22 protein-coding genes are annotated in these 26,964 nt (G+C 47.7%); 4 read left to right on the top strand and 18 right to left on the bottom strand.

Annotation, left to right across the window (positions count from 1 at the left end; genetic code table 11):
• Nucleotides 1-42 precede the first annotated feature (42 nt).
• The 8 genes from acs to SGRA_RS15665 form a co-directional block, all read right to left on the bottom strand.
• Nucleotides 43-1,944 carry an acetate--CoA ligase gene (gene acs / locus SGRA_RS15710; protein ID WP_015693767.1) on the bottom strand — a complete coding sequence of 634 codons (1,902 nt, stop codon included), beginning with the start codon at nucleotides 1,942-1,944 and terminating at the stop codon, nucleotides 43-45.
• Nucleotides 1,945-2,172: 228 nt separating this feature from the next.
• Nucleotides 2,173-2,541: a response regulator transcription factor gene (locus SGRA_RS15705; protein WP_015693766.1), complete on the bottom strand. Its 369-nt coding sequence runs from the start codon at nucleotides 2,539-2,541 to the stop codon at nucleotides 2,173-2,175.
• Nucleotides 2,538-5,225 (bottom strand): sensor histidine kinase, encoded by a 2,688-nt coding sequence (locus tag SGRA_RS15700; RefSeq protein ID WP_015693765.1) that lies wholly within the window; start codon nucleotides 5,223-5,225, stop codon nucleotides 2,538-2,540. The genes SGRA_RS15705 and SGRA_RS15700 overlap by 4 nt, the downstream gene beginning before the upstream one ends.
• A complete protein-coding gene (locus tag SGRA_RS15695) occupies nucleotides 5,222-5,419 on the bottom strand; it encodes a hypothetical protein (protein WP_015693764.1) in 198 nt (65 codons plus the stop codon). Before SGRA_RS15695 ends, SGRA_RS15700 begins: the two co-directional genes overlap by 4 nt.
• 343 nt (nucleotides 5,420-5,762) lie before the next feature.
• Nucleotides 5,763-7,583: a sodium:solute symporter family protein gene (locus SGRA_RS15690; RefSeq protein ID WP_041329721.1), complete on the bottom strand. Its 1,821-nt coding sequence runs from the start codon at nucleotides 7,581-7,583 to the stop codon at nucleotides 5,763-5,765.
• 25 nt (nucleotides 7,584-7,608) lie between these two features.
• Nucleotides 7,609-7,893 carry a DUF4212 domain-containing protein gene (locus SGRA_RS15685; protein ID WP_015693762.1) on the bottom strand — a complete coding sequence of 95 codons (285 nt, stop codon included), beginning with the start codon at nucleotides 7,891-7,893 and terminating at the stop codon, nucleotides 7,609-7,611.
• Nucleotides 7,894-7,913: 20 nt separating this feature from the next.
• Nucleotides 7,914-9,140, bottom strand: a complete 1,227-nt coding sequence (locus SGRA_RS15680; protein ID WP_015693761.1) for a hypothetical protein — start codon at nucleotides 9,138-9,140, stop codon at nucleotides 7,914-7,916.
• Nucleotides 9,141-10,660: 1,520 nt separating this feature from the next.
• Complete coding sequence (locus tag SGRA_RS15665; protein WP_015693758.1) at nucleotides 10,661-11,929, bottom strand: pentapeptide repeat-containing protein; 1,269 nt, start codon at nucleotides 11,927-11,929, stop codon at nucleotides 10,661-10,663.
• 254 nt (nucleotides 11,930-12,183) lie between these two features.
• Between SGRA_RS15665 and SGRA_RS15655 the strand changes: the two genes are divergently transcribed.
• The 3 genes from SGRA_RS15655 (at nucleotide 12,184) to SGRA_RS15645 (ending at nucleotide 15,428) form a co-directional block, all read left to right on the top strand.
• Entirely contained in the window at nucleotides 12,184-13,209 is a 1,026-nt protein-coding gene (locus SGRA_RS15655) for a beta/alpha barrel domain-containing protein (protein WP_015693756.1), read from the top strand.
• An 82-nt stretch (nucleotides 13,210-13,291) separates the two neighbouring features.
• On the top strand, nucleotides 13,292-14,674 hold the full coding sequence (locus tag SGRA_RS15650; protein WP_015693755.1) for a hydroxymethylglutaryl-CoA reductase, degradative: 1,383 nt from the start codon (nucleotides 13,292-13,294) through the stop codon (nucleotides 14,672-14,674).
• A gap of 229 nt (nucleotides 14,675-14,903) precedes the next feature.
• Nucleotides 14,904-15,428, top strand: coding sequence for a shikimate kinase (locus SGRA_RS15645; RefSeq protein ID WP_015693753.1), 525 nt, complete (start codon nucleotides 14,904-14,906; stop codon nucleotides 15,426-15,428).
• Here the strand turns inward: SGRA_RS15645 and SGRA_RS15640 are convergent.
• Nucleotides 15,397-16,467, bottom strand: a complete 1,071-nt coding sequence (locus tag SGRA_RS15640) for an HU domain-containing protein (protein ID WP_015693752.1) — start codon at nucleotides 16,465-16,467, stop codon at nucleotides 15,397-15,399. The genes SGRA_RS15645 and SGRA_RS15640 overlap by 32 nt on opposite strands.
• A gap of 5 nt (nucleotides 16,468-16,472) precedes the next feature.
• Nucleotides 16,473-16,865 (bottom strand): hypothetical protein, encoded by a 393-nt coding sequence (locus SGRA_RS15635; protein ID WP_015693751.1) that lies wholly within the window; start codon nucleotides 16,863-16,865, stop codon nucleotides 16,473-16,475.
• A gap of 534 nt (nucleotides 16,866-17,399) precedes the next feature.
• Between SGRA_RS15635 and SGRA_RS15630 the strand changes: the two genes are divergently transcribed.
• Nucleotides 17,400-19,226: a hypothetical protein gene (locus tag SGRA_RS15630; protein WP_015693750.1), complete on the top strand. Its 1,827-nt coding sequence runs from the start codon at nucleotides 17,400-17,402 to the stop codon at nucleotides 19,224-19,226.
• Here the strand turns inward: SGRA_RS15630 and SGRA_RS23455 are convergent.
• The 8 genes from SGRA_RS23455 to SGRA_RS15590 form a co-directional block, all read right to left on the bottom strand.
• Nucleotides 19,223-19,396 carry a DUF6435 family protein gene (locus tag SGRA_RS23455; protein ID WP_015693749.1) on the bottom strand — a complete coding sequence of 58 codons (174 nt, stop codon included), beginning with the start codon at nucleotides 19,394-19,396 and terminating at the stop codon, nucleotides 19,223-19,225. The genes SGRA_RS15630 and SGRA_RS23455 overlap by 4 nt on opposite strands.
• A gap of 55 nt (nucleotides 19,397-19,451) precedes the next feature.
• Complete coding sequence (locus SGRA_RS15625) at nucleotides 19,452-20,165, bottom strand: tRNA1(Val) (adenine(37)-N6)-methyltransferase (protein WP_015693748.1); 714 nt, start codon at nucleotides 20,163-20,165, stop codon at nucleotides 19,452-19,454.
• A gap of 46 nt (nucleotides 20,166-20,211) precedes the next feature.
• Nucleotides 20,212-21,033: a hypothetical protein gene (locus tag SGRA_RS15620; protein WP_015693747.1), complete on the bottom strand. Its 822-nt coding sequence runs from the start codon at nucleotides 21,031-21,033 to the stop codon at nucleotides 20,212-20,214.
• Between the two features lie 43 nt (nucleotides 21,034-21,076).
• Nucleotides 21,077-21,358 carry a DUF2158 domain-containing protein gene (locus SGRA_RS15615; protein WP_015693746.1) on the bottom strand — a complete coding sequence of 94 codons (282 nt, stop codon included), beginning with the start codon at nucleotides 21,356-21,358 and terminating at the stop codon, nucleotides 21,077-21,079.
• 137 nt (nucleotides 21,359-21,495) lie between these two features.
• Nucleotides 21,496-21,987, bottom strand: coding sequence for a hypothetical protein (locus tag SGRA_RS15610; protein WP_015693745.1), 492 nt, complete (start codon nucleotides 21,985-21,987; stop codon nucleotides 21,496-21,498).
• Between the two features lie 629 nt (nucleotides 21,988-22,616).
• Nucleotides 22,617-23,813 (bottom strand): DUF1501 domain-containing protein, encoded by a 1,197-nt coding sequence (locus tag SGRA_RS15600; protein ID WP_015693743.1) that lies wholly within the window; start codon nucleotides 23,811-23,813, stop codon nucleotides 22,617-22,619.
• 10 nt (nucleotides 23,814-23,823) lie between these two features.
• Nucleotides 23,824-25,209, bottom strand: coding sequence for a DUF1800 domain-containing protein (locus SGRA_RS15595; protein WP_015693742.1), 1,386 nt, complete (start codon nucleotides 25,207-25,209; stop codon nucleotides 23,824-23,826).
• Nucleotides 25,210-25,323: 114 nt separating this feature from the next.
• A complete protein-coding gene (locus SGRA_RS15590; RefSeq protein WP_015693741.1) occupies nucleotides 25,324-26,904 on the bottom strand; it encodes a leucine-rich repeat domain-containing protein in 1,581 nt (526 codons plus the stop codon).
• Between the last annotated feature and the right edge of the window lie 60 nt (nucleotides 26,905-26,964).

Raw genomic sequence — 26,964 nt, 5'->3', positions numbered from 1 at the left:
ACATGGCGCTACAACTAACTACAAAACTAAATACTATTGGGCTTATGCTGTTCCAAGCACAGCCTCCTTAATTTCCTCCACTACAGAGGGATCAAGTAAAGTGGAGGTATCTCCTAGGTTACTCACGTCTCCGCTAGCAATTTTGCGCAGAATACGACGCATAATTTTACCCGAGCGGGTTTTAGGAAGGCCCGAAACCACCTGAATGCGGTCGGGTTTGGCAATAGGACCAATTTCGGTATTGATAAGTTCTTTGAGCTCGGCCTCCAAAGCCTCTTGGCTGCATGCTTCCTGAACAATCACAAAGGCAAAAATGCCCTGGCCTTTAATCTCATGCGGATAGCCTACCACAGCCGATTCTACGATAATATCATGCTCATTGATCACATTTTCGAGCTCGGCGGTGCCCAAACGGTGGCCCGAAACGTTAATCACATCATCTACCCGACCAATGATCCGATAATTGCCATCGGCATCGCGTTTGGCGCCATCTCCCGTAAAATATTTGTCCTTAAACATCGAGAAATAGACCTGTTTACAGCGGTCGTGATCGCCATAAGTGGTGCGCAACATTGAGGGCCAAGGAAACTTAACCGCCAACAAACCCTCTACATCATTTTCAGCCAATTCATTGCCCTCTGCATCTAGCAAACAAGGCTGAATACCCGGCAAGGGACGAGTGGCATAGGTGGGTTTGAGGGGCGTAATATTGGGTAGAGGAGAAATCATGATCCCGCCGGTTTCCGTTTGCCACCAAGTATCTACAATAGGGCATTGATTCTTACCAATATACTTATTGTACCACTGCCAAGCCTCTTCATTGATGGGCTCGCCAACAGAACCCAAGACCTTGAGCGAGTTCAGACGGTAAGGCGCTACATATTCTAGGCCTTTGGCCATCAAAGCGCGGATGGCCGTGGGGGCCGTGTAGAACTGATTTACTTGATATTTATCACAAATGGCCCAAAAACGGCCAGCATCGGGCCAAGTAGGCACGCCCTCAAACATTACCGAGCTGGCACCAGCCAACAAAGGCCCATAAACAATGTAAGTGTGGCCCGTAATCCAGCCAATATCAGCCGTACACCAATAAATATCATTCTGCTGATACTGAAAAACGTTCACAAAGCTATAATAGGCATAGACCATATAGCCCGCAGTAGTGTGCACCACCCCTTTGGGCTTACCCGTAGAGCCCGAAGTATAGAGAATGAAGAGCATATCTTCTGCGCTCATCGTTTCGGCGGGACAGTCCGTACTAGCCGCATCCATCGCCTCTCCCAACCAAACATCTCGGCCCGCTTGCATATGGCAAAACTTATCGCTGCGCTTAGCCACCAAAACGGTTTCTACGCAAGGGCAATGACTGAGCGCCTCATCGGCAATATCTTTTAAGGGAATCACTTTGGCCCCACGCAAAGATCCATCAGCAGTAAGCACTACCTTGGCCTGCGCATCATTGATGCGGTCGGCTAAAGCATTGGCCGAAAAACCAGCAAAAACCACCGAGTGAATGGCCCCAATACGGGCACAAGCCAAAGTGGCAATAGCCAATTCTGGAATCATCGGCATGTACAAACAAACTCGGTCGCCCTTCACTACGCCATAAGACTTGAGCACATTGGCCATCTGGCAAACCTTGGCATGCAACTCCTTATAAGTCAAGCGAATTTCAGGGGTTTTGGGTCCGTTGGGCTCCCAAATAATAGCCGTCTGATCGCCTCTTTCGGCCAAATGACGGTCTAGGCAGTTTTCCGTAATATTCAATTCGGCCCCCTCAAACCATTTGACATCGGGGCCATCAAAATTCCAAGAAAGGACATTATCCCATTTCTTTTTCCATGAAAAACTTTCGGCTACATTGGCCCAGAAAGCCTCTGGATTAGCTACGCTTTCTGCATATACTTTTTCGTATTCTTCCCAGCTATTGATTTGGTGTTCCATATTAGAAACTATTTTGTCAGGTATGTGAAATTTATATTTTTTTGGGGCTGCCCCTTCCTATGGTCGGGTCGGGCTGTGTCGCAGCTCGCAGGGCTGCTCGGCCCTTCGCAAAATTTCGCTTCGCTCATTTTGCTCGGTCTGGCGCTGCGCGCCACTGCTATCCATCCCTCAGCCGCTTCGCTTCGCTCGCTTGCGGCGGCTAAGCCGCCTGTAGGTCGCAAGGGCTGCTTAATCTTCTAGCATTTCTGCAATCAGTTCAACCAGCTCTTGGTTATCAAAGGGTTTGGCCAGATAGGCATCGCCACCATGGGCATAACCAGCCAATCGGTCTTGTTCTTGGCCCTTGGCGGTCAGGAAAAGGATAACGGTATCGGGAGATAGTCCCTGCGCTCGCATTTCCTTGGCCATTTCTAGTCCGTCCATAATGGGCATCATAACATCTAGAATGATGAGTTGGGGACCAAATTCGGCTACTTTGGCTAGGCCTTCTTGGCCATTGGCCGCAGTAGCTACCGTATAGCCTTGGTCCTGCATCAGAAACTCTAGGGCTAGGCGGATGCTGCTCTCATCATCGACAATTAAGATTTTAGCGTTCATTTTTTTGTTGTTAGCGGTATGGAGAAATAAAAGGTAGAGCCAAAATTGGGCTGGCTACTCAGCCAGATATGGCCTCGGTGCTGCTCAATAATTTGCTTACAGATGGCTAGGCCTAGGCCGCTGCCCTTGGGCTTGTCGCGGCTGGGCATTTGCCCTTGTTTAAACTGCTCAAAAATAGATTGGTGCAGCTCGTTGGGAATCCCAATGCCATTATCAGAGACCGAAAAGATGAGCTCTTTCCCATTTTTTTCAGCATCAATTTGTATGCGCAAAGGCCGACCGGCCTGCTTAAACTTAATGGCATTAGAGATGAGGTTAATCAGGACCTGTTTTAATCGGTCATAATCGGCCTCAACAATATAGTTGGGCCGAAGGCTTTGGAGTTTATTTTCTACGGTCACCCCATTTTGCTCCATAGACTCTTCCAAGATCAGTAAGACATCGGCTAGGAGTTCTTGGACCAAAAAGCGGGAGTAGCTAAAGCTCATTTTGCGTTGCTCTAGGCGCTGAAAATCCAAAACTTCATCAATTAGGCGGCCTAGCCGCTGGCTTTCCTTAAAGATAACGGCCAGAAACTGCGCCTGCCTTTCGGCGGGCAAGCTGTCTTTCCGCTCTTTTAAGATCTGACTCAGGGATTGGATAGAGGTAAGCGGGGTGCGCAGTTCATGCGTTACCGTACTCACAAAATCATCTTTCATCTGGGCCAATTCCTTGAGCTGTTCATTGGCCTGTTGGAGTTCGGCTTGGGTGCGCTGCAAAATGGCCGATTTACTTTCGATTTCTCGGGTATAGCGCAAAAGGGCCTCGGTTTCCTGCAACATCTTAAAGAGTTGCTTTTGGCCAATGGGCTTTTGCTTGACCATACTGGCAAAGATGGCCCGAGCAGAAGCTGTGCCTAGCACGCCCCCCAAGGTATTTTCTGCCGCCTGAATAAATTGATTATTGGCTAAACTCATCGGGAGATAAGGCTTTCCTTTTTCTTCAAAGAACTGTTCGGCCCACTCTAGGGCCTGTTCACTCATAAAGCGGCTCAAAAGGGCCACAATATCGTGGTTGAGAATTTGGCTGTGGTCATCTTCTTCGGGCTCGGCAAAAGGCGAATGGTCCTCATCATCAATAAAGAGGGCCGCCTGCGTCAGCTCCAAAGCAGAAGGTTTACTTCTGAGCGAAACGCCCACATAAAAAATGAGGTTCGTCAGTAAGCTCCAAAAAGCAGCTCTAGGCACCGGATGCTGTTCGCTATCGGCAAGCAAAGCGGCCCAATCGGGCCAAACTGCTGGCAGCGGAAGCATAGCTCCCCAAACAATAAAGCCGGCTAAAATACCCGCCTTGGCCCCGGCTTTTGTGGCCGACCGCCAAAAGAGTCCACCCAACATAGCTGGCGCCAACTGCGCAATGCCCACAAAAGAAACCCAACCCGTATCGACCAAAGGCCTTGCATTAGCAATAATCTTAAAATAGATATAGGCCCAAAGAATGGTAAAGGCAACGGCTGCTCTTCGAGCAAAGACAATGCTGCTGCTCAGCTGCTGCGCCTTATTCAAATCAATGGCTTTGGTCCGAATCAAGATAGGAATCAGCAAATTGCTAGTGACCATAGTCGAAAGGGCCAAAGTAGCAATAATAATCATCCCGGTAGCGGCGGCCAAGCCCCCCAAAAAAGAGAGCAAAGCCAAGGCATCTTGGCCCTCTGCCAAAGGCAGACTCAGCACAAAAGAATCGGCATCATAGGCTTGGCCCTCAAAATAGAGCCGGCCAGCAATGGCGATTATTGGTACAAAAAGATTGATCAGCAACAAATAGAGCGGAAAAAACCAACTGGCCATTTTGAGGTGTTGCTCATGGCTATTTTCTACTACCGCCACCTGAAACTGCCGAGGCAGAAACAAAATGGCCGACATAGAAATGAGGATAAACCAAGACCAATCCCAATAGCCCAAATTGTCATTTCCCTGCATGCTGAGTAATGGCCTTAACTCCTCTTTTTCCAGTGCCGCCTGAAAAATACTTCCTGGTCCATCGTACAGCCCATAAGCTATATAAAAGCCAAGGGCCAAAAAGGTCACTAACTTAAAGACCGACTCAAAGACGATGACCGCCATGAGCCCATCTCGGCGTTTACTGCTATCTAGATTTTGCGTACCAAAAAAGATGATGAAAATGGCTAGAATGATTGCAATAAAAAAAGCCGTATCGCCCAAAATGGTCATCTGGCTAAAGTCTGTGGTAGCCGGATCATAGCCAATTAAGGTATTTAGGCTAACGGTAATCGCCTTTAGCTGTAGCGAGATATAAGGGACCACGCAAGCAAAGGCAATAAAGGCGACCAAACCACCCAGAAAACCGCTTTTTCCGTAACGAGCCGAGATAAAATCGGCAATAGAACTTATTCTTTGCTTTTTGGAAACTCGAACCATTTGGCGCAAAAGCAAATACCAAACAGGCGAAAGCAAAAGCGGTCCCAAATAAGTCGTTAAGAAAACGGGCCCACTGCTACTCGCCTTACCCACACTGCCGTAGAAGGTCCAGGCTGTACAAAATACAGCTAAGGACAGGCTATAGGCCAAGGGGTTATCGGTCCAGCTCTGCCCCTTCTCTGCCCTTCGGTTGGCCCAATAGGCCAGCACAAACAGCAAAGCCAAATAGGCTAGAGCCACCGGAATGGCAAGTTGGGCTGCGCTCATTTAGTGGTTTCGTCTTCTTGCTTTAAGATCCAATATAAACCTAGCAATAAGAGCAGCCACAAACAAAGCACATAGGCGTAGAAGAGCGGTAGCACCCCAAACACCAAAGTTGGCTGATTGAAACTCTTGACAATAGGATAACTGAAGAGCAAACAACAACAGCCAAACCAACTAATCAATCGCTGCTTTTGCATAGGTTAAAATCATTTTTCCCAATATATAAAAAATTAGATACCTATATAATTTTAGGGAAAAGATTTATTGGCCATAAATAGTTGGAGACCGAAAAAAAAGAAGAAATAAAGTAGTCTCCACTACTTTATTCTCCTTACAAACCTACTAAACAGAATAAGAACTTTTTGGTCCAGTTTTTTTTGGGGTTTTGCAGGGGGCGAAGCCCCCGCAGGCCTAGCGATGTGTAGGGGTGGCCGAAGGCCAGACCAAGCTGCCTTTAGGCAGCGAAGGGCCGAGCGAACAGCGAGCCCCGAAACGTAGCGCCGAGGAGCGCAGCGAGGCGGAGGCCCCAAATCCTTAGTATTAGTGATCTTGCGCTTCTCCAGCTCCTGAAGGGATGCGAATCTCTTCTACAATTTGCTGCACCTCTAGAGGGGGAGCCGGCGTAAACTGGCAAATCACGATAGAGACGACAAAGTTGACGACCATAGCGACTGTTCCGAAACCTTCGGGCGAAATGCCAAACCACCAATCATCGGCAGTAGTGGGGCCAAACATATTAAATTTGTAGCTGAGCATATAGAAAAGCATAAGGCTCAAACCGACGACCATACCAGCGATTGCGCCTTCTTTGTTCATCCGTTTGTAGAAAATCCCCAGAATAATGGCGGGGAAGAAGGAGGCTGCAGCCAGACCAAAGGCGAGGGCCACAACGGCCGCCACAAAGCCGGGAGGATTGATGCCAAAATAACCGGCCACGACCACCGCAAAAGCAGCACTAATTCGGGCAGCCAAAAGCTCTCCTTTTTCAGAAATGTTGGGCATGAGCTGCATTTTGAGCAAATCGTGCGCAATAGAAGTTGAAATGACGAGTAGTAGACCTGCAGCCGTAGAAAGGGCCGCGGCTAGCCCCCCGGCAGCCACCAAAGCAATTACCCAGTTGGGGAGGTCTGCAATTTCAGGGTTGGCCAACACCATAATATCGCGGTCGATATAGAGTTCGTTTTTGCTCGACTCATCGGGGTTGGTCACCAGACGTTCGCCATTGGCTCCATTGTCTTCGGCAAAAGTAGGCGTTTTGCCTTTGATAGCGGGACCAGCCACATACTGAATGCGACCATCATTGTTTTTATCGGACCAAGCCACTAGGCCAGTTTCTTCCCACTTCTTGAACCAGTCGGGCATAGCTTTGTACTCTACATGCTCTTTGGTATCTTCATTATAGACCGTTTGCAAAAGGTTGGTACGAGCAAAGGCCGAAATGGCAGGAGCCGTAGTGTATAGAATAGCAATTAGGATCAGTGCATAACCGCCAGAAAGGCGAGCCGAACGCACATCGGGAACCGTAAAGAAGCGCACGATTACGTGAGGGAGTCCAGCCGTACCCACCATAAGGGCACAAGTAATGGCAAAGACATCAATCATACTCTTTTTTCCCGAGGTATACTCATGAAAACCGAGGTCTCGATGCAGGCTATCTAATTTATCTAGTAGAAAAGTGCCATCTTCTAGGGTTCCGCCAAAGCCAAGCTGGGGAATAGGCGTTCCAGTCATCTGAATCGCAATAAAGATAGCAGGTACCATAAAAGCAAAAATCAAAACGCAGTATTGGGCTACCTGCGTGTAGGTAATTCCTTTCATACCGCCCAAAACGGCATAGAAAAATACGATCAACATCCCGATCACTACCCCCCATTCGATAGAGGTTTCTAGAAAGCGAGAGAAGACCACTCCTACCCCACGCATTTGTCCAGCTACATAAGTAAATGAGACAATAATAGCGGCCAAAACAGCCACCAAACGAGCGGTACCAGAGTAATAGCGATCTCCGATAAAATCGGGCACCGTAAACTTACCAAACTTACGCAGATAGGGCGCAATGGTCAGGGCCAACAGGACGTATCCACCAGTCCAGCCCATGAGGTACACCCCACCATCATAGCCCATAAAGGAAATCAGTCCCGCCATAGAGATAAAGGAAGCGGCAGACATCCAGTCGGCAGCAGTGGCCGCCCCATTGGTGAGGGGAGAAACCCCTCCGCCAGCGACATAGAAGTCTTTGGTAGAAGAAGCTCTTGACCAAATGGCGATAAAAATATAGAGGCTAAAAGTCAGCCCAACTAAGATATAGGTCCAGCTTTGCACCGATAAAAGTGGTAAGCCAGCAAATAGATAATTCATCATTGTTCTAAGATTTTAAGGCAGTAATTTATTTGTCTAGTCCATACTTTTTGTCTAGGCGATTCATCAACCAAACATAGACAAAAACCAAAACCACAAAGGCATAGATAGAGCCCTGCTGGGCAAACCAAAACCCTAGTTTGAAGCCCCCTAATCGGATGCTATCTAGACTGGGAGCGAATAGAATTCCAGCCCCAAAAGAGACCAAGAACCAAATCACTAAAAGAATGAGTAGGTAGCGCAAATTCTCGCGCCAATAGGCCTGCATTTTTTTGTTATGGGCCTCTTTATTTTGCAAGTTGTTCTCTTCCATAAGAGTTAAATATTTAAGGGTTAGAGGAATACGGCAGCCTGCATACGAACCAAGCCTTTGCGCTCGGAGCCCGTAGCGGCTGCTTTATTGGATTGATATTCTAATGAGATTTTTGCATGATGCCCCTGGATAAACCAGTTGGCGCCAACGGTCAGCCCATTGGCCGCCTCTTCAAAGGCTTCGAGTTGGCGATAAGAGCCCGCCAAGTAAAATTGTAGTCGACCCAAATCCGTAAATTCAGGCAAGAGGTAACCAGTCTGTAGGTAGACAATATTTCCAGTTCCAATTACATCACTGCTGCCCGTTAGGCGGTAATTTGGTCCAAAATTGTAGCGATAATAGACCCCATAGGCCGTAATCGCCCCCTTGCCCTCTCCTAGCGGCGCATCATAAAAGGCATCTACACCAAAAAGAGAGACATTATGAGACACGGTGTCGCCTTGCAAGTCTAAACTGCTGCTGCCCTTGGGGTGCAAATTGAAGCCCGCCCCAACATTAAAGACCTTCTTTTTACCTAGGTAGCTCCCCACCATATAAGGCAGTTTGTTCGACTCTTTATCCAAAAATTGGTAGTTCAAATAACCCGCATAGACATAGCCCCCATCATTGAGGTAGGTGGCTTGGGCGGTATCTGGCGCAATGCCTTGGTCCAAGTTATTGACCAAAGCCTGATTGACCGACAAACGATAATCCAAACGGTCAATTTTTCCTTTGGCATAAACGCCCAAATGCCGAGCAAATTGGTCGGTCGTCCCAATCGTGGGCCAATTGAAACGAGGCGCATCTATCGTGAGCATGTTCAGGGTGCTCTGGTTAGTCAAGCGCGAAATCCCATTCCAATAGTGTAGACCAGCCCCCAGCGATAGATAATCCTTATAGACCTTGTACTCGGCCCAGGCGTCATGCAAAAACAAACTGCTTTTGGTCGATTGGCCCACAGGATGCAGCCCCGAGGCCGTTAGGCTGTTCAATCCAAAATGCGTCAAAATCAAAAAACGAGGAGATACCTGCGCATAGGCCAAAAACCGAGAACGACGCAGCATTAAATCTACTTCTACTTGGTCCTGACTGTTCATCTGGGCCGTTCCCCAGACCTGATGCCAAGTGATAAAACGAATGTATTTGCTGCCGTCTTCATTCAAATTCAATTTCAAGGGCTTATAGCTATGGTCCACTTCCTGAGACCACAATTGGCTGGAACTGCTCATGATTAGCAGCAGTACAATTAAGCGAGATAAGGTTTTCATAGGCAATGTTTTGAGTGCGTTCTTTCATCTAGGTATAAATGTATATAAATATCTATATAGATAAAAGTCTATACTCAACTTTTTTTGCCATTTGGGCCAATTTTTTTCTACAAAAATGCTTTTAGGCCAAATTATCCTTTACAATACTACATTAGGCTAATAATTATTTGGTAAACTTTTTAGCAAATTTTGTCTACTCTCTAGCCCTCGCCTATCAAAATCATTCTTTTTTATTGTTTTTTGGGGCCTCCCGCCTGCGGCGGGCGCTACGTTTCGCAGCTCGCTATTCGCTCGGCCCTGCGGCCTGACGGCCTTGGTCTGCGGCTGCGCCGCACTGCTGCACATCGCTAGGCCAAATGTTTTATAATACCTCCAGACCGAAGCAGTTCACCTCCAGACCGAAGCAGTTCACCTCCAGACCGAACTAGTTCACCTCCAGACCGAAGCAGTTCACCTCCAGACCGAACTAGTTCACCTCCAGACCGAACTAGTTCACCTCCAAACCGAACCAGTTCACCTCCAGACCGAACTAGTTCACCTCCAGACCGAACTAGTTCACCTCCAAACCGAACCAGTTCACCTCCAGACCGAACTAGTTCACCTCCAGACCGAACCAGTTCACCTCCAGACCGAACTAGTTCACCTCCAGACCGAACTAGTTCACCTCCAGACCGAACCAGTTCACCTCCAGACCGAACTAGTTCACCTCCAGACCGAACTAGTTCACCTCCAGACCGAACTAGTTCACCTCCAGACCGAACTAGTTCACCTCCAAACCGAACTTTTGCCCTTTTTGATTTTGTTACATTATTTTCGTTTTTAACAACTCCCTAACAATTAGGGGCCAGAATCCCTATTTCTGCAGCCTAAAGGCCGCAGCCAATTTGCTTGGGCCATCATTTTTCTCGCCGCAGCGGTTTAAAAGCCCCTGCTTTAGTTAAGAAAGGAGCTATTCGGTTTTTCAGGCCCTGCGGCTTTTAAGCTGCAGGCCAAAGGGCGGCTAAATGTCAGCTAATCTGTCCCGAAATTGGCTGCGGGTTTCAACCCGTAGCAACAGAGGGGGCTTTTTACCTAATCTACTTGCTTCGCCAATAAAACTAGAGGCTGGCTAAACAAAAAATCCCCTCCTTCGAGGGGATGACAGATTCTATAGCCTAGGGCCTTAGCCCTAGGGGTGCCTATGAAAATGATGGGAAATAAAAAACGAAAGCTAAACCGCCTAAAGGCCTTGACTAGCCTGAAATTTTTATCAAAGGATGGCCGAGAAGTTAAATTCATGAGGGTTTCAACCCTCATTTAGAGATCATTGCGAAGCAATACCATTTTGTAGGCGGCAAAGCCGCCGCAAAGGGCCGAAGGCCCGTCGGCCTAGGGGCCTGAAAGGGGGCCGCGAAGCGGCAGACCCAGGGCGAAATGAAATGAGCCCGCAGGGCCGAGCAGACCTGCGAGCCCTGTAAGGGCCCGGCCGCCGAAGGCGGCAGGCCCCAAAAAAACTCATCCTATATATATATAGTATCCAATTAGCGGAGGACGCCCTCTAGTTGGGCACCGGGAAAGCGAGCATCGGTAAGGATAGCGCCACGGAAGTCCACCCCTCTAAGGTCGGCTAGTTCAAAATCGGCCCCTTGTAAATTGGCATTGACAAAGCTGGCGCCACGGAGGCAAGCCCGAGAAAAATCGCTACCGGCCAGTTGGGCCTCAGCAAAGATGGCTTTTTCCAGCATGGCATCGGTAAAGAGTGAAAACTGCAATTGGGCCTCGCTAAAATTGAGATATTTGAGCCAAGCGCCACAAAAAGAGGCATAAGGCATTTGCAACTCTTCAAGGTCCAACTCTGCCGAAAGTCGCCGCATATCTAAAATAGCTTGTTGGCCCTTGCTTAGCTCTCTGCCCAATTGGTAGGCGCCAAAAACCTGCCCCATCAGTTGCATCATCTTCCATTGGCCGCCGGCCCCACCCGCCCGCAAAAAATCTTGATGGGCCAACAAAATGCGCTGCCATTCTTCTTCTTCTATGGCTGGCGACTGCTCGGCCCTTTGGCGCATAGCTGCACTTTTGATGGTTGAGCAATCGCTAGCGGCTTGTCCCGCCAAGGGAAACTCCTGTTCAAAAAGCAATTGTTTGAGCTGATGTTTTTGGGCCAAACTGCGCCAATCTTTTTTGCTCCATTGGCTAAGAGGCCGGCTGGGCGCCTGCAGATAAGCTTGTCGGGCACTGCTGAGGGCCTTTGTTTGCAAAACAAACTGAAAATACTGGTCCACCGAAAGGGGAAAAGAGGCCTCGAAGTTCAGGCCATATTCATCGGCAAAATAGAGCGGGGCCCCTGCTTGGCCAAAATAAATAGCCTGTATACAATAGGAAGAAAAGGCGTCTAGAGGATACATCTGGCGATAAAACTGCGCTAGCGAAAGCGATTGGCCTGCAAACTGAATTTGCTCTTGGGGGCGCAGTAGCTCTTGGAGGTAGGGACTAGGAGCCAAAAGCCGCTCTATGGGCAAGAGAAAAAAACAGCCTTCCTCCTCTCTAAACTGCTGCAGCGGATAATCCCAATCTTGTAGACCTACTGGCCCAGCCAAAGCATTATTTTTAAAAGCCCAACGCAACTGCAGGCCATTAGTTTGTAGATAAAAGGCCTTGAGCTCTGGGGCTAAAAGGATCCCCTTTTCGGCCTCCAACTCTTCTATTTTCTCGGCCTTGGCGGGCGAAAAAACTTCAAAACTAAGGAGCCTAATCGCTTCTTCCTCTGCCAGCTCTTGAGCTAAGCGCCTAAATTCTTCAAACTGTGACATGCTACTGCTTAATATTCTGTTTTTTCTGCGAAAAAGAAATGGCTAGCGGACTAAACATTATATTTAATGTACTTGTTAAAGCCCCAAATATTGTTGATTCAGCAACCGCAGGCAGAGAGTTTATTGTTAATTCTCTGCTTTTTTATTCGCTGCATGGACTTCCTGAGCCCAAAGGCCCAAAAGATAAGCTAAAAAAACTAAATTTGTTGTTCTTAGCGTTAAACTGATTAAAAAACGACCAAATACCTACTAATTTGTTTGAAGACCAAGACAAAACCGCAGTAAGCCGCAAACAGGACCATATTGCGCTGGCTTTCTCTTCCCAAGTAGCGGCCAATCAGCTCGACCCCCGCTTTAGTTATGAGCCCTTGCTTTCTAGCCATCAGGCTAAAGGCCTGCCTGAACAAGAGTTTTTGGGCAAGCGCTTTCAAGCGCCGCTTTGGGTCTCTAGCATGACTGGCGGTACCGATTGGGCCAAAACAATTAACGAGAACTTGGCCCGAGCAGCCAAACAATTCGGTTTTGGAATGGGCCTAGGCAGCTGCCGGGGTCTCTTGACCGATGATAGCTTTCTGGCCGACTTTCAGATGCGTCCCATTTTAGGCTACGAGCTTCCGCTTTATGCCAATTTGGGCATTGCCCAGCTAGAACAACTGCTAGATAATAAGAAGACGGAGCTCATTCTCCGCCTTATCGATAAACTTCAGGCCGATGGACTGATTGTACACGTCAATCCATTTCAGGAGTGGTTGCAACCAGAGGGCGACCGTTTTCGTTATGCTCCTATAGATACAATTGAGCGCCTGCTCGATCAATTACCGCAAATTCCACTTATTGTCAAGGAGGTGGGCCAAGGTATGGGTAAAGAAAGTTTGCGGCAGCTGCTCCAACTCCCTCTAGCCGCTATAGATTTTGCAGCCAGTGGCGGCACTAATTTTGCGCTTTTAGAGCTACTTCGGGCCGACCTAAGCCTGAAAACAGCCTATGAGCCCCTAACTTACATTGGGCATTCGGCCCCGCAAATGCTAGAGTTTGTCAATGAATTAGTGGATGAGCTCGGCGATAAATTGCGCTGCGAACAGTTAATCATCTCTGGGGGAGTCAAAAACTTTCTCGATGGTTATTATCTTTGCCAAAAATCTAAGCTCCCCGCCGTTTATGGTCAGGCCTCTGCCCTACTCAAGCACGCCCGTGGCAGTTATGAAGATTTAGAACTCTTTTTACAACAGCAAATTCAGGGACTAGAATTGGCCCATCAGTTTTTGCGGGTTCTAGACTAATCCCTTTTCTAAGAGGAAGCATTCTAGACAAGCTTGTCGTTCTAAAGCAAACAAGACTATTCTCTATAAAAAAATATAGCCTATGAAAAATCCAAAAATTGTTTCTGGATTTTCTAAAAAATCGAAACGAGGAAAACTACGCTGGTTGGTCGAAAACTTTTTCAAGCATCCTGAAGAAGTAGCCCGAGAGCTCAAAAGCTTTTGGTATGGCGACCCTCAAAAACAAAAAATATTTGATGAGTTCAGCGAAAATACCATCACCAACTTTTATATGCCTTATGGTGTGCTGCCCAACCTCAAAATTAACGATGAGGTCTATTGCGTGCCCATGGTCATTGAAGAAAGCTCGGTAGTGGCCGCCGCTTCTGCCGCAGCCAAATTTTGGCTCAATCGGGGTGGATTCAAAACAGAGGTTCTAACTACCAAAAAGGTGGGCCAAGTACATTTTGACTGGAAAGGCAAGCGCAAAACCCTAGAAGCGCTAATGCCCAAAATCAAACAGCTCATTCATACCGAAACCTCGCATATTACCGCTAATATGCGCAAAAGAGGGGGCGGGATTCTAGACATTGAGCTGCTCGATATGAGTGATTTAGAGCCTAACTATTTTCAGCTCCAAATGACTTTTGAGACCTGTGATTCTATGGGGGCCAACTTTATCAACTCGGTCCTTGAAGAATCTGCCCGCAGCCTCAAACAGTTTATTGGCAGCCAAGAACAACTGCCCGCAGAAGAAAGAGAATTGACCATTATTATGGCCATTTTGTCGAATTATACACCAGAATGCCTCGTCCGCGCTAGTGTAGAATGTCCCATTGAGGAGCTTGGCAATTTCTGCGATGGCGATATGCCCGCCGAAGAATTTGCCCGCAAATTTGAAAAGGCCCTTAATATTGCTCGCATCGATACCTACAGAGCCACCACCCACAATAAAGGAATTTTCAATGGCATTGATGCCGTGGTCATTGCTACGGGCAATGATTTTAGAGCCGTAGAAGCTTGTGGACATGCCTATGCCGCTAGAGATGGCAAGTACCGCTCGCTCTCTTTTGCCGAATGCAAGGATGGCATCTTTAAGTTTTGGCTAGATATTCCCCTAGCGGTGGGTACTGTTGGCGGCCTAACGGCCCTTCACCCTATGGCCAAGCGCTCCCTAGAAATGCTCGGCCAGCCTTCTGCCGAAGAATTGATGCAGATTATTGCCGCTACGGGCTTGGCCCAAAACTTTGCGGCGGTCCGCTCTTTGGTCACCACCGGGATCCAAAAGGGCCATATGAAAATGCACCTGATGAATATCCTCAACCATTTGGAAGCCACCGAAAAAGAGGTAAAAGAGGCCTTGGTCTACTTTGCCGATAAGTTGGTTTCTTTCAGCTCGGTTCGGGAGTTTATCCAGCTTTTGCGCAGTACGCCAGAGGGAATGCCTCTCCCCCTTCCGATTATGATTGAGCGCAAGAAATCCTAAAAAATAGGCCTTTGGCCCTCAAAGCTCCAGACCTTTAGTTGGTTTGGGGCTTTTTTTCTTTTTTGGGGCTGCCCCGCCCTGCGGGCGGGTCGGGCTGTGTCGCAGCTCGCAGGTCTGCTCGGCCCTTCGCAAAAAATGCTGCGCATTTTTGCTCGGTCTGGCCTTCGGCCACTGCTATCCATCCCTCAGCCGAGGCGCTTCGCGCCTACTAGACGCAAAAAAATTAAGTATGCAAAAAGTCGTTTTAATGGGCTTTATGGGCGCTGGCAAAAGCTATTGGGGCCCTAAACTGGCCCAAGCCTTGGGCTACTCCTTTATTGATTTGGACCAATATATAGTGCAGCAAGAAGGCCGTAGTATTCCCGAACTATTTGCCCAAAAAGGCGAGGCTTATTTTCGGGCCCAAGAGAAAAGCTATTTATTAGACCTATTGGAGCAGAAAGCGCCCTTAGTCTTAGCCTTGGGTGGGGGCACGCCCTGCCAAGCAGGCATTTTGCCTCTTTTATTGGAGCAAAAAGGGCTACAGCTCATTTTTATCGACCCGCCTTTGGCTGTATTGCAAAATCGCCTAGCCCAAGAAGCCGAGGGGCGGCCCCTATTGGCCCAAAAAAAAGGTCCAGCACTGCAAAAATTTATTGCGCAGTACTGGACCCAAAGGCGGCCTTATTACTTACAGGCCCCTTATCGCTTTAGTGGGGAGCAATTAGATGAATTATTGGCCCTTATTCCTCGGCCACCCAAGCCTGAGCAATAACCTCTTGGCGGATGCGGCTTAGCTCTTGCTCAAAGCGGCTATGCGGATGAGCGGGAAGCAGAGCCGCTACACGGTCGAGGCCAGTATAGAGTTTTTTGACCTGTACCTTATAGCCCATAGCTTCTAACTGGGCCTTATTCCGTTCTGTATTAAAGTCTTCTTTAAAGACGCCAATGACCACAATTTTTTGGTCCAAATGTTTAGGCGATATTTCTTCTTGAAATTCCTTGGCTGTTTTTTCGGCCACAACTTCCTCCTCTTTTTCTTCTTGGGCCAGGGGGCTGCTCAAGCTTCCGGCCGAATTCTTTTGCCGGGGAGAAGTCTGTTCTTCGGCGATATTTTCTTCTAGGGCAATGCCCATTTGCCCTTGGGCCTCTGCCTCGGCTAATGCTTGACTGGCCATCTCATTTTTCAGCTGTTGACGTTGCATCTGAATAAGGCCAAAATAAGTTTCTTGTTGTTCTGTGACCAGCGGCAAAATAGACGGCATGGGCGTCGTATTGGCTTCTGGTTGTGGGCCCCACCAAGGGGCGGTAGCTAGGCCAGTGGCTAAAAGTAGGCCCAAAGCGGCCATGGCATACCAGCGTTTTGCGGTTTTCTTTTTGCGCCCCTCTAAGATTACGCCTTTTTCTAGGTAAGATTTTTTGCGTAAAATGGGTTGGCAGTTAATTTCGGGATAGTGATTTTGGGCCAAAACGGCTTGCTCCTTAAAGGTCGCTTCTAGTGTAGGGAGCAGTCCTTCCTTGGCCATAATGGGCAGGGGGGCTTGTTGGGCCACAAACTGCTCAATTGTTTTTTGGGCCTCCGTAGCGGCTAAAAACTCTTTTTGGACCAATTTATTTTCTAATAGCTGCAGGGGGTCCTCTCTGAGGTCGGGATTAAAGACCAGGCTATAGCTAGGGGGCAGTAAAAGCTGGCCCTTATTTTCTAAACTTGCCGATTGGTATTGCCACTCAAAGGCGCCTAGGCCTGGAACAATCAGGCGGGGGTAGCGCTCCAAGATTTCGGCCATTAGGGGGAGTAAATTGGGGGTAGACATAGCGGTTAATCGATTGAAATGGCTTTTTGGATGCGTTCGGTATAGCTATGCAAAACCAAAGTATAATTGCCTTTTTCCAATTTAGACAAATCTAGCTCATAGATCGTATTGCTAGGCAAATCAAAGAGATGATCATCAATAGCTACAATTTCTTGATTTTCATCAGAAGAGAGGCTAAGTCGGCTCATTTTTCCTCCTAGGGCCTCAAAATCGATATATAATTTTCTGCGGTTTTGGTCTATATGCAGGCTCCAATTTTCTGAGCTTTCGTCTAGTTCTGTTTCAAAGGCAGCCCAATTAATACTCTCCTCGTTTTGTTCTAGTTCGGCAGTTTGTTGTGCTTGAGCAGAGAAGCCAAAGGCAAGGCATAGTAAGCTAGATAGAAAGAATGCTTTCATAGTGGCGAGCGTTGAAATTATTTTTTTTGTTAGTTGGCTTGTTGTGGGCTATAGCTATTGAATTTAGCGGTAATTTTTTGCTAAATCGAGCTTGATAATAAGAAAAGCCCATAATAATTACAAAAAGTTTGGCTAAAAAGGTCCAGAATAAGGATAAATTAACGTCTCTTTTGGGGGAATTGTTTTGTCCTTTTGCGGATTAAGGCTGAGCACTACAGTTGGGGCAGGCTTGGCCTAGCGATGTGCAGCAGTGGCCGTTAGGCCAGACCCAGCCGCTGAAAGCGGCGCAGGGCCGAGCAGACCTGCGAGCTGCGCAACGTAGCGCCGACGACCGAAGGGAGGCGGAGGCCCCAAAATAAAATAAGCAGAAAACAGTTTATAAGTATACTGCATCTTCCTCCCTTAGATTCTTTTTCTCTGGCCTATAAAATTCTTATATTTTTGAATGTACTGGCCTATGATAAGCTCCCCGCTTTGGTCTGAAGCTTGCAGTTTAGACCGATCCAAAACACACTACCAAAGCAATAGAATATTATGCATCAAGTATACACCCTTAGTTTTTTGTTTATGCTCTTCGGTTTTAGCTTGATGGGGCAGCCGGGTCCTTCTCCGACCAAAGCCCTATTGACCTTAGAGTTTGTGCATCCGGAGAGTGGGGTTCGTTTTCCTTCTTTGCCCTTTAGGTTGCAGCGAGTGGAGACTGGTGAGAGCTGGCAATTTGCGACAGACAAAGAGGGCAAGGCCAACTGTTTATTGCCCATTAACAGTCGTTATGAATTGTATGTTCGGGAGAGTAATTTGATTGCCAACATCAATATTGAGGCGGGGGAATTTCAGGAGCACCGCATTCAGATTCCCTTTGATGGGGAGGGCAGTCCGGTGGTAGAGCGCAAAGAGGAGCTTTGTCATTTGAAGATTCAGTTGATTGACCATCAGCAGCGGCCTTATTCGGCTAGGGAGCGTTTGCGTTTGCAAAACAAGGCTACGGGAGAAGACTCATTGCTTTGGATAGAGGGGGGGCGTTTAGAGATTGATTTGCCCAAGCACAGTCGTTATATTTTGAGTTTTGCCAAGGCGCCCAACTATGCCGAAATTGTACTGGGCGGGCAGGATTATTGGGAGGAGCAGGTGCTTTTTGAGCGTAAAAAAGGCTATGATAAATTTCCGAGTCGCAGCCATGGTTTGGTCAACTTCAGGTATGTAGATTTAGAGGGCAATAGTGTGCCGAACGAGCCTGTAGAAGCCTTGGATCGGGCAAGTGGCGAGCGTTTTACGGCCTTTACGAACAAAGGCGGTTTGGCGCAGTTGCTCTTGCCCTTGGGGCGGACCTATTTATTCAGCACCGCTTATAATCCGCATTTTGAGGAGCGAGAAATTGTTTGTGCCGAGGGCTATGCCCTTTATGAATTGGATTTGCTTTATCAGGCGCCTAGCTCTGCCGATTGGCTAAAAAGCTTTGCGCAGCAGGCGGCGCTCAACCGACTCAATGACTCTTTGCGGGCCGATTTGCTGGCCAAAGCAGCGGCCAATTTGAAGGCCCAACAAGCGGCCGAAGAAAAGCAAAAGGCTTTAGACCCCATGCTTAGTAAGCTAGACCTAAGAGGAATAAAAACCTTTAGGATTCGAAAATTGATTGAGCGAAAAAGCCAAATACTCAAAGACAGCCTCCAACTCAATCCCAAGGTTTTAGAGCATCATTACAAAAAGCCCATTTTGGCCAGTTTGCTCCGTTTGCAAGATGCTTGGGAAAAGCGAATTATTGTTACGGATGTCACGGCTAGCATGTCGCCTTATTTTGAGGAAATTTTGCTTTGGCACAGCCTCAACCTCATGAAAGCCACCGATAATAAGTACGTCTTTTTTAATGATGGCGACAATGAGATGAACAGCCATAAGGTATTGGGGCGCACAGGCGGCTTGTACTACTGCCAAGGAAAGGTCATTCAGTTGGACCAAATTATTGGCCGCTTGAAAGAGGCCTCTGGTGTTCGCCGGGCAGGTGGAGATGCACCCGAAAATGATATTGAGGCCCTTCTGGCGGCCCAAGCGCTTCGGACCGATAGCTTGGAAGAAATTATTTTAATTGCCGATGCTTTTTCGCCTGTTCGCGATATGGCCCTACTCTATCAGCTCAATTGTCCCATTCGGGTGATTCTTTGTGGCTGGGAAGAGGGCAATGAGTTTTATCCGAAAACCCCATTGCCCAATCCAGAGTACCTCACGATTGCCCACCGAACAGGAGGCTCGGTGCATACGCTAACCAAAGACCTCTGGGACCTATCAAAAAAGGATGATGGAGATGTAATTGAGCTGAGTGGCCTGCGCTTTTTGCTCAAAAATCATCAGTTTATCAAAAACTAGGATTTGGCCCTCAAGGCCTCAATTTTTAGTTGTAGCGCTTCGGCAGCGGCCATTTTCTCGGCATAGAGGCGCAAATCGCCAGATCGTTGAATATCTCTGGCTTCTCTCATCAATTCCTCATATTGCTTTTCGAGTTTTTTGATGGGGTCTTTTTTGAAAAAGGAAAACATAGGCATACTGTTAAAAAGGTGATATAGGAGCTTAACAGCAGCCTTAAGAAAGCGTTTAAAAAATAATCAAGAAGTCTTTTAATAACTGCCGATAGCTATCGGCATAGGCATAATCTGGGGGGCCCTGACGCATGATAATCTCTTGCTGTTGGGGCTTTTCTATGGGCGCTTGCCCCCATTGCAAAAGCAGTCGCTTGGGCGCCTTGCCCAAGCGGCTGATAAAATCGCAGCGGCGATGCAAAAACAAGCCTGCTTCTTGGGCCAATTCATGAAAATAAAGAGCTTGGGCAGTGGGTAAAATAATGGCCAGTTGGCCCGCTGGGGCCAAAAGCGCTAGGCTGTGTTCTAGCAGTTCTTCAAAACGCAAACTTAGGGTCGAGCGGGCTTGTCGGCGATCTTGATCCAGGGCCTTAGAAAACTGCGCTTCTGGATAAAAAGGAGGATTGCTTACAATTAAATCGTAGGGAGCTCTAGCACTAAAGCTTTGCAGCCCTTGGGCATACAGGCTGAGGCGGTCGGCCCAGGGACTAGCCGCAAAGTTTTTTTGGGCCTCCTCTGCCGCCTGCAAATTGATTTCTACCGCATCAATTTGGGCCTGAGCAAAACGCTGGGCCAACATGAGGGCCAGCAAACCCGTCCCTGCCCCAATATCTAAAATCCGCTGGCCCGAACAATGCGCCCAAGCCCCTAATAAGGTCCCATCGGTCCCCACTTTCATAGCCGCCAATCGCTGCCGAACTACAAATTGCTTAAATTGAAAGTCTTGCATAAGCAAAAATAAAAAAGCAGGAGCTTCTCGCTTCCTGCTTTATCTATTAAAAATCTAGGTCCAGATCAAAGTCATCCTCATCATCCATTCCTAAATCATCATCGTCTCCAAAGTCGAAGTCATCATCGTCGTCATCGTCATCATCCTCGTCATCCAAATCTAGACCGAGGTCGTCATCGTCATCATCATCGTCTCCGAATAAATCGTCATCATCATCTCCAAAGAGGTCATCGATATCATCATCCATATCAAAGCCGAGATCATCATCATCATCGTCAAAATCCAGATCATCTAGGTCCAAATCATCGGCTAGCTCGTCTAGATTGAGGTCATCGAGATCGAGGTCGAGATCATCTTCATCCAAACCAAGGTCCAGATCGTCATCATCATCGAGGTCGAGGTCCAAATCGCCAAGATCGAGATCATCTTCATCCAGATCCAAATCGAGATCCAAGTCTAAATCATCATCATCTAGGCCCAAATCCAAATCGTCGAGGTCCAAATCATCATCATCCAAACCGAGGTCGAGGTCCAAATCATCTAGATCAAAGTCGTCGTCCTCTTCAATAACAGCGGCGGCGCCAGCCGCCGCGGCACCCACGGCCGCTACAGCAACTCCCGAGCCTCCGGCTTGTTCGAGTTGTACGAGTTCTAGATCTTCTTGCTTGAAGATGCCTTGTTTGAGTTGGCGGCCTTCAAACCAGATACAGTTGGGGTCGCCAAAGCTAAAGCCTTGTAATTCGAGCCGGCGATCCATGGCCTTAAAAAGCTGTCCACTTCCATCATCATCATGATTGTCTCCAATCAGGCGAACGACGGTCATGAGTATATCATTTTCTTTGTGGCGAACCACATCTCCTACTTGCATATTTTTTGGTTTAAACAGGGATTAAACTAAGCAAAAGCTGGGGCTACCAGTCGTCATCATCGTCGTCATCATCGCCTCCGGCTCCTACTTCGGCCAAAAACTTACCATCGGGCGTTTTGAGGCAAACGGCCTTAAAGGTTTGGACCTTTCTTTTGGTGTTTCCCTTGGCATCTTCGGTCTGGAACTCGCAGGTGATGTCTCCTTTCTTAAATCCCTTGAGCAAAGCGGCCTTTTCTCGGCTACTTCCACTACCCGTCAAAATATTTTTAATGATCATTTCTGGGCCTCCAGATTTTAAGAGGACCACATCTCCTATTTCAGCCATATTTTTATTTTTTTGTTGCGGTTCTAAATATAGAAGATTCGCCCACGATTTACAAAGGAGATGTTAATTTTTTTCTGTGGACTTTTAGTGTACAAAAAAAAAGCGCCCAGAATTTAAATTCTGGACGCTCTACAAATTTATTTTTTCATCAAAAGCAGGGCGGCGGCTCTGGCTTCTTCTAAAAAGGAACAGCTATAGCTTTCTTTTTTGAGTTCGGCCAGTTTGGCAGCCAATTTCTTTTCGTCTTGGAGTTGCTCTGCAGCCAAAACCTCCCAATAGTTGGGATAATCTTCCAAAATAGCCGCCTGCGCTTCTTTAAGCGAGCAGTTTTCTTTGGTCGATTTTAGGTAGGCTTTGATGTCTTCGGCCCATTTTTTTGCATCTTCGGCAGAAACATCGGCCAAAACGGCCTTCACTTCCTCCTCCCCTTCTGCATAGGCCAAATTGCCAATTAGGTCCTGCAATTCTTGCGAAATTGCTGCCGTGTAAAGGTCATTGAGGCAAAAACAATGTACATCTAACTGAGCATTGAGCAAGTCTTCCGCAGTTAATTCTACGGCTTCTTCTTCTTGGGCCCAAATCTGGGGCAGTAGTAGGGCCATCAAGGCCAAAATTAGGAAAATACGCATGGCTTAAAAAGATTAAATTCTAGGGTAAAAAATGCTTTTTAAGCTAGTTGGGCGTTCAGCCGTTTCCGGCCAAGCTAGGGAGCCCAGGGCTCCTGTCTTTTCGCTTTCCTAGCACTGTCAAAGAACTATACAACAAACTGATTAACAGAATCCTAAGAGCAATTTATAAATTTAAGATTAGCTGCTCTTTATTTTTAATAAAGCTACTACTCTTTTTCTATTCTCCTCCCTTTTTCCGCCTTTTTTTTGCTTCTTTTTTAGTTAATGTTTTGGGGCCCGCGGCCAGCAAGCTGGCCGCCGCTATGCTGCGGGGCTCGCAGGTCTGCTCGGCCCTCGTTTTTTCTCGCTAACGCTCCCAAAAAACTCGGTCTGGCCTGCGGCCACCCCTCCGCAGCGCTGGGCCACTCCACCCTCTTTTTTGCTTTTGGCCTTGGGCTTCGGTGGCGATTTTTGGTCCAGAACAGGCGGCAAAGCCGCCTGTAAAGGGCCGAAGGCCCGCGGCTGAGGGGCTGTAGCAGGGCCGCCGAAGGCGGCAGACCAAGGAGCAAAGCGACGCAGGGCCGAGCAGACCTGCGAGCTGCGCAATGGCCCGACCCAGCCTTTGGCTGGGGCAGCCCCAAACCCTCCTCCTAAAAAATATCTAGCTTGGGCAAACTGCGGCCCAATACCGCCTTAGCATCGGCCTGCAACCAATCGGATAAAATGGCCTGATAGACCCGCCGAAAATCAATATCATAAATCAAATCGCCCTGATCGAGTTGGCTCAAAGAAGCCGGGGCGTTATAAATCCCCGCCTTTTTGAGGCCCCCGCCCATCAAATAGAGGTTGTTGGCCGTGCCATGATCGCTGCCGCCACTGCCATTTTCGGCCAAGCGCCGCCCAAACTCCGAAAAGGTCATAATGAGGGTGTTTTCCCACTCCCCTGCTTTGCGCAACTCTTGGCGAAGGGCCGCCACCGCCTGAGCATATTGCCCCAAAAGCTGGGCCTGCTTATTTTTTTGGTTGGCATGGGTGTCAAAGCCCGTCAGACTGGCATAATAAATCTGGGTTTCACAGCCCGCCGAAATCAACTCAGCGATCTGCTTGAGGTCCTTGCCAAAACCCGTTTTGGGATAATCGCCAGAGGAAGTATAGAGCTGGGCTTTTTCCATTAGGTAGTTGGCCGAAGATTCGGTTTCGCCCAAAGTTTGGTACAAATAGGCCAATTGCTCGTGCTCGGCGGCATGTTGCTGCTCCAAAAGGGCCTGAATAATGGGACTCTTGAGCTGTCGTTTGAACTGCTTGGGATTATTGACCGCCAAGGCCGCCATTTTTTCTCCTTTGAGGGCCAAACTCAGTTGATTGTCTAATTCTAGGGCGGTATAAGGTTTGGGCTGCGGCAATTGCTCCAAATAGCGGCCCAACCAGCCTTTGGACCAAAATTCATTGGCCGCAGAACCCGTCTGCCAAATATCCATGGACCGAAAATGAGAGCGGTCGGGATCGGGATAGCCCACGGCATTCAAGATTAGGCATTCTCCCTCTTCCCAAAGGGCCTGTAGGGGCTGCATAGCGGGGTTCCAGCCCTGCAACTCATCCAATTTGATGAGCTCCTGCTTGGGAATGGCCAAGCGGGGACGTTTTTGGTAGTAAATATCGTCTTCAAAAGGGACCAAGGTATTGAGGCCATCATTGCCGCCAGTCAGTTGTAGGATAATCAGGCGGCGGCCCTTAAATTCGGTCTTGCCCTTCCAATCATTTTGATAGGCCTTGAGAAAAGCCGGCAACAGCATAGCGCCCGCCGTTACGACTGCCGATTTTTTTAGAAAACTTCTTCGATTCAACATAGGGGGAGATTTAGCAAATTTGGAATTCGGGAGTAGATAAAAGCAAGAGGCTGCCGGCCTTAATTTTTTCTTCTTTCGTTTGGGCCAAGCTCAAATATGCCTGAAAATTGGGGGCCGATAACTTGGGCGCCTGCAAAAGCAGATAATCGCTCAATGCGGCCAGGATATCCTTTTCTTGGGCACAAAGCGTATTCAGTGGGACCAAATTGGCCCTGACGGCCAGCTTCCGAAAGCCCTTGCCACGGCCTGCGGCCTTAGGGTCGTCTTTGGGCCGAAAGACAATATTCGTTTTTTCAAAAATGGCCGCGGCCAAATTGAGGCGCATCAGCAGCAGGCTGTGGTCGATCCAGCTACGGCCACCAGGCCAGCCCGCCACATTGGGCGGTTTGAAGAGCAGTTGGCCCAAGGCCTGCTGCGGTTGGAGCCAGGCTAGCTCGTTTTCTGCCCGAAGGTCCAGAATGCGGGCCAATTGGACCAGCAAAAGGACGGGGCTCTTAATGTTGGCGCCTAAATGCTTAGGATCATAAAACCAATCGGCTGAAAACAAAAAGCGCAAAGCGGTTTGCAAATCGTATTGGCTATTATATATCGTATCGGCTAGGGCCGAAATATGTTTTTTATTGGGCTTTCGCTCATTGACAAAAAAGGCGTAGAGCTTTTCGGCCAGAAATTCGGCGCAGCGCTTTTGCTGCAAAATGATATTGATGATGTCCTCCCCAGCAAAATTGCCTGTTTGGCCCATAAAGGTTTTGCTGCCCGCATCATGTTGCCGCTCCTTGAACTTAAATTGGGCCTTTTGAGCGTTGCAATGCCAGCCCGTAAAGGCCCTAGCCGATTCCTTAATATCTTGCTCGCTATAATGGCCCCGCCCCAAAGTGAAGAGCTCCATCAGTTCTCGGGCAAAGTTTTCATTGGGTTTTTTCTTGCGATTTTGCTGATTGTTGAGGTACAAAATCATGGCGGTAGATTTGGAGACCGCCAGAAGCAAATCCTTAAAATTGCCCAAGGCATGCTGCCGAATGGCCGCCAAATACTCCTCTGCATGATGATGCAATTTAGGCTCGCAGGCAAAATGCCCATGCCAGAACAAGGCCATTTTATCGAGTAAAGGACTCTCCTTTTTGGGCCGAATCATCCGCTCTATCCATTGGTTATTGACCTGATTGCGGAGTTTTCTCGACTTTTTGCGCAGTTCTCTGCGTTTTTTCTTGCTCAGGCTTTTGGGATCTTTGGGAAAGGGGAAATCTAGGGCTCGAAAAGGCTGGGCCTCTGTCTGTTTGAAAAGGGCGTCTATTTGTTGGTTTAGGGGTTCCTTTCTTTTTTTGGCCCATTCTTCGGGCCGCAGGCCAAAGCCCGCCCGAAGATGAAGGTGCTTTATTTTTTCTGTTGCTTTCATGCGGTTCTCTATTTTGAGGGTAGGTCCATTTTGGCCATAAGCTTACCTTATTTTGTGCCAATTTTGGGAAGGGCATAAAAAAAGGGCGGAGAAAAATCTCCGCCCTAGGCTACATTAAAGTCGATTTTCTTTTTCAACGAGATAAGTCGTTAAGGAAGGCAGAGACTTATGAATCCGCCTTAGCTCTTCTTCTGAAATTTGTCCTTTATGGATAACTAGAAACTCCAGTGAATATAAATTTTCTATACTTTTGGGCAGATGCTTAATTCCCGTTCCAGAAATATCGAGATTTTTTAACTGATCTAGCCTTCCTATATCTTCAGGTAGAGCCCTCAAGCGGTTATTGTTAGACAGATCTAACCATTCTAGCGAGCGGAGCCCAGACAAACTATCGGGCAAGGCTTGGAGGCGATTTCCTCTTAAAAGCAAAACCTCTAGTTTTTCAAGCTGTCCAAAACTGCTAGGCAAAGTCCTCAATTGATTATTGATTAACTCTATTTTTCGTATTGATTGACAATTTCCCAGGCTCTTGGGTAAGCTGCTTAGTCTATTGTTGTTCACGATCAACTCTTCCAACTGCTGCAGCTGCCCCAAACTATTGGGTAGACTCACTAATTGGTTCCCCTCCGAAAGGGGATCTTCCCCCAAGTTAAGGACCTTCAACTGCTTTAAATTTCCTATCTCTTCGGGCAATTGCCTAAGCTGATTATCCCCCAAACGCAAAATGCGCAAAGCCTCTGCCTGCATAAGGCCAGCGGGCAGGCGCTCCAATTGGTTTCCTTGCAATGCTAAGGTTTTGAGCTGCTTAAGTTGGCCCATACTTTCGGGCAAAGTCGCCAAAGCGTTATCCTGAATAATCAGCTGCTCCAAGGCTTGGCATTGCCCGATGGCCTTGGGCAAAGTTTCTAGATTATTTTCGGAGAGCCTCAGCTCCCTCAAATTCTTCCAAGTTCCAATTGTAGGGGGAAGACTATTCAAACTATTCCGCTCTAAATTAAGGCGTTTAAGCCTTTTGAATATCGCCATATTTCCATCCAAACGCTCCAAACTGCTGTAGGTCCAAGAGAGCTCCTCCAATTGGCTCAATTGATTGATGCTTCTAGACAAAGTTATTTCTGTATTGAGCTCAATGCTTAGTTTTTTCAGAGATTTAAGCTGATAAAGCGGCCAAGGCAAAGTAGAGCAGCCCGAAAGTATCAAGTTTTCGAGTTTTGGTAGCTTTCTGATGGCCGAAGAAAAGCGCCCGCCTTGGTTTTGCCAAAGCTGAAGGGTCTGCAATTCTTGCAATTGGCCAATTTCGGCCCCCATATCTCCATTGAGGTTGAGTTGCAAATACTTCAAATTTTTGAGCTGCCCAATTTCCTTGGGAAAATCCATTGGCTCCCGCAAAATAAGGGCTTCTGTGGCCGTATCTGCCTGGGCCAAATCTTCTGCAAATAGGTATTGTTGGCCAGCAAAATTCATTAGATAAAAGCGATCCCCTTTTTTGCCCAAAAAATGTTCTTTAAACAACTCAGTACTATACAGAATCGTATCTAGCTCAAAAGAAAGAGACTGTGCCTCAATTTTTGCCTGAATCTCCTCCGTTTTTTCAATCATTGGGTCATCAAGTAAAAAGAGAATAACGGGCTTTTCCTGTCCAAACAAATACATAGACAAAGAAAGACAATAACTAATAAGTAATATTTTTTTCATCTGATCTTTTTTAGCCTTTTGGCCATGTTTTAAAGGGTCGAAAACTACACCTTCTGCATT

Source organism: Saprospira grandis str. Lewin (assembly GCF_000250635.1).
In the GTDB taxonomy this organism is placed as follows: domain Bacteria; phylum Bacteroidota; class Bacteroidia; order Chitinophagales; family Saprospiraceae; genus Saprospira; species Saprospira grandis.
This window is presented reverse-complemented; position numbering and strand designations above follow the sequence as displayed.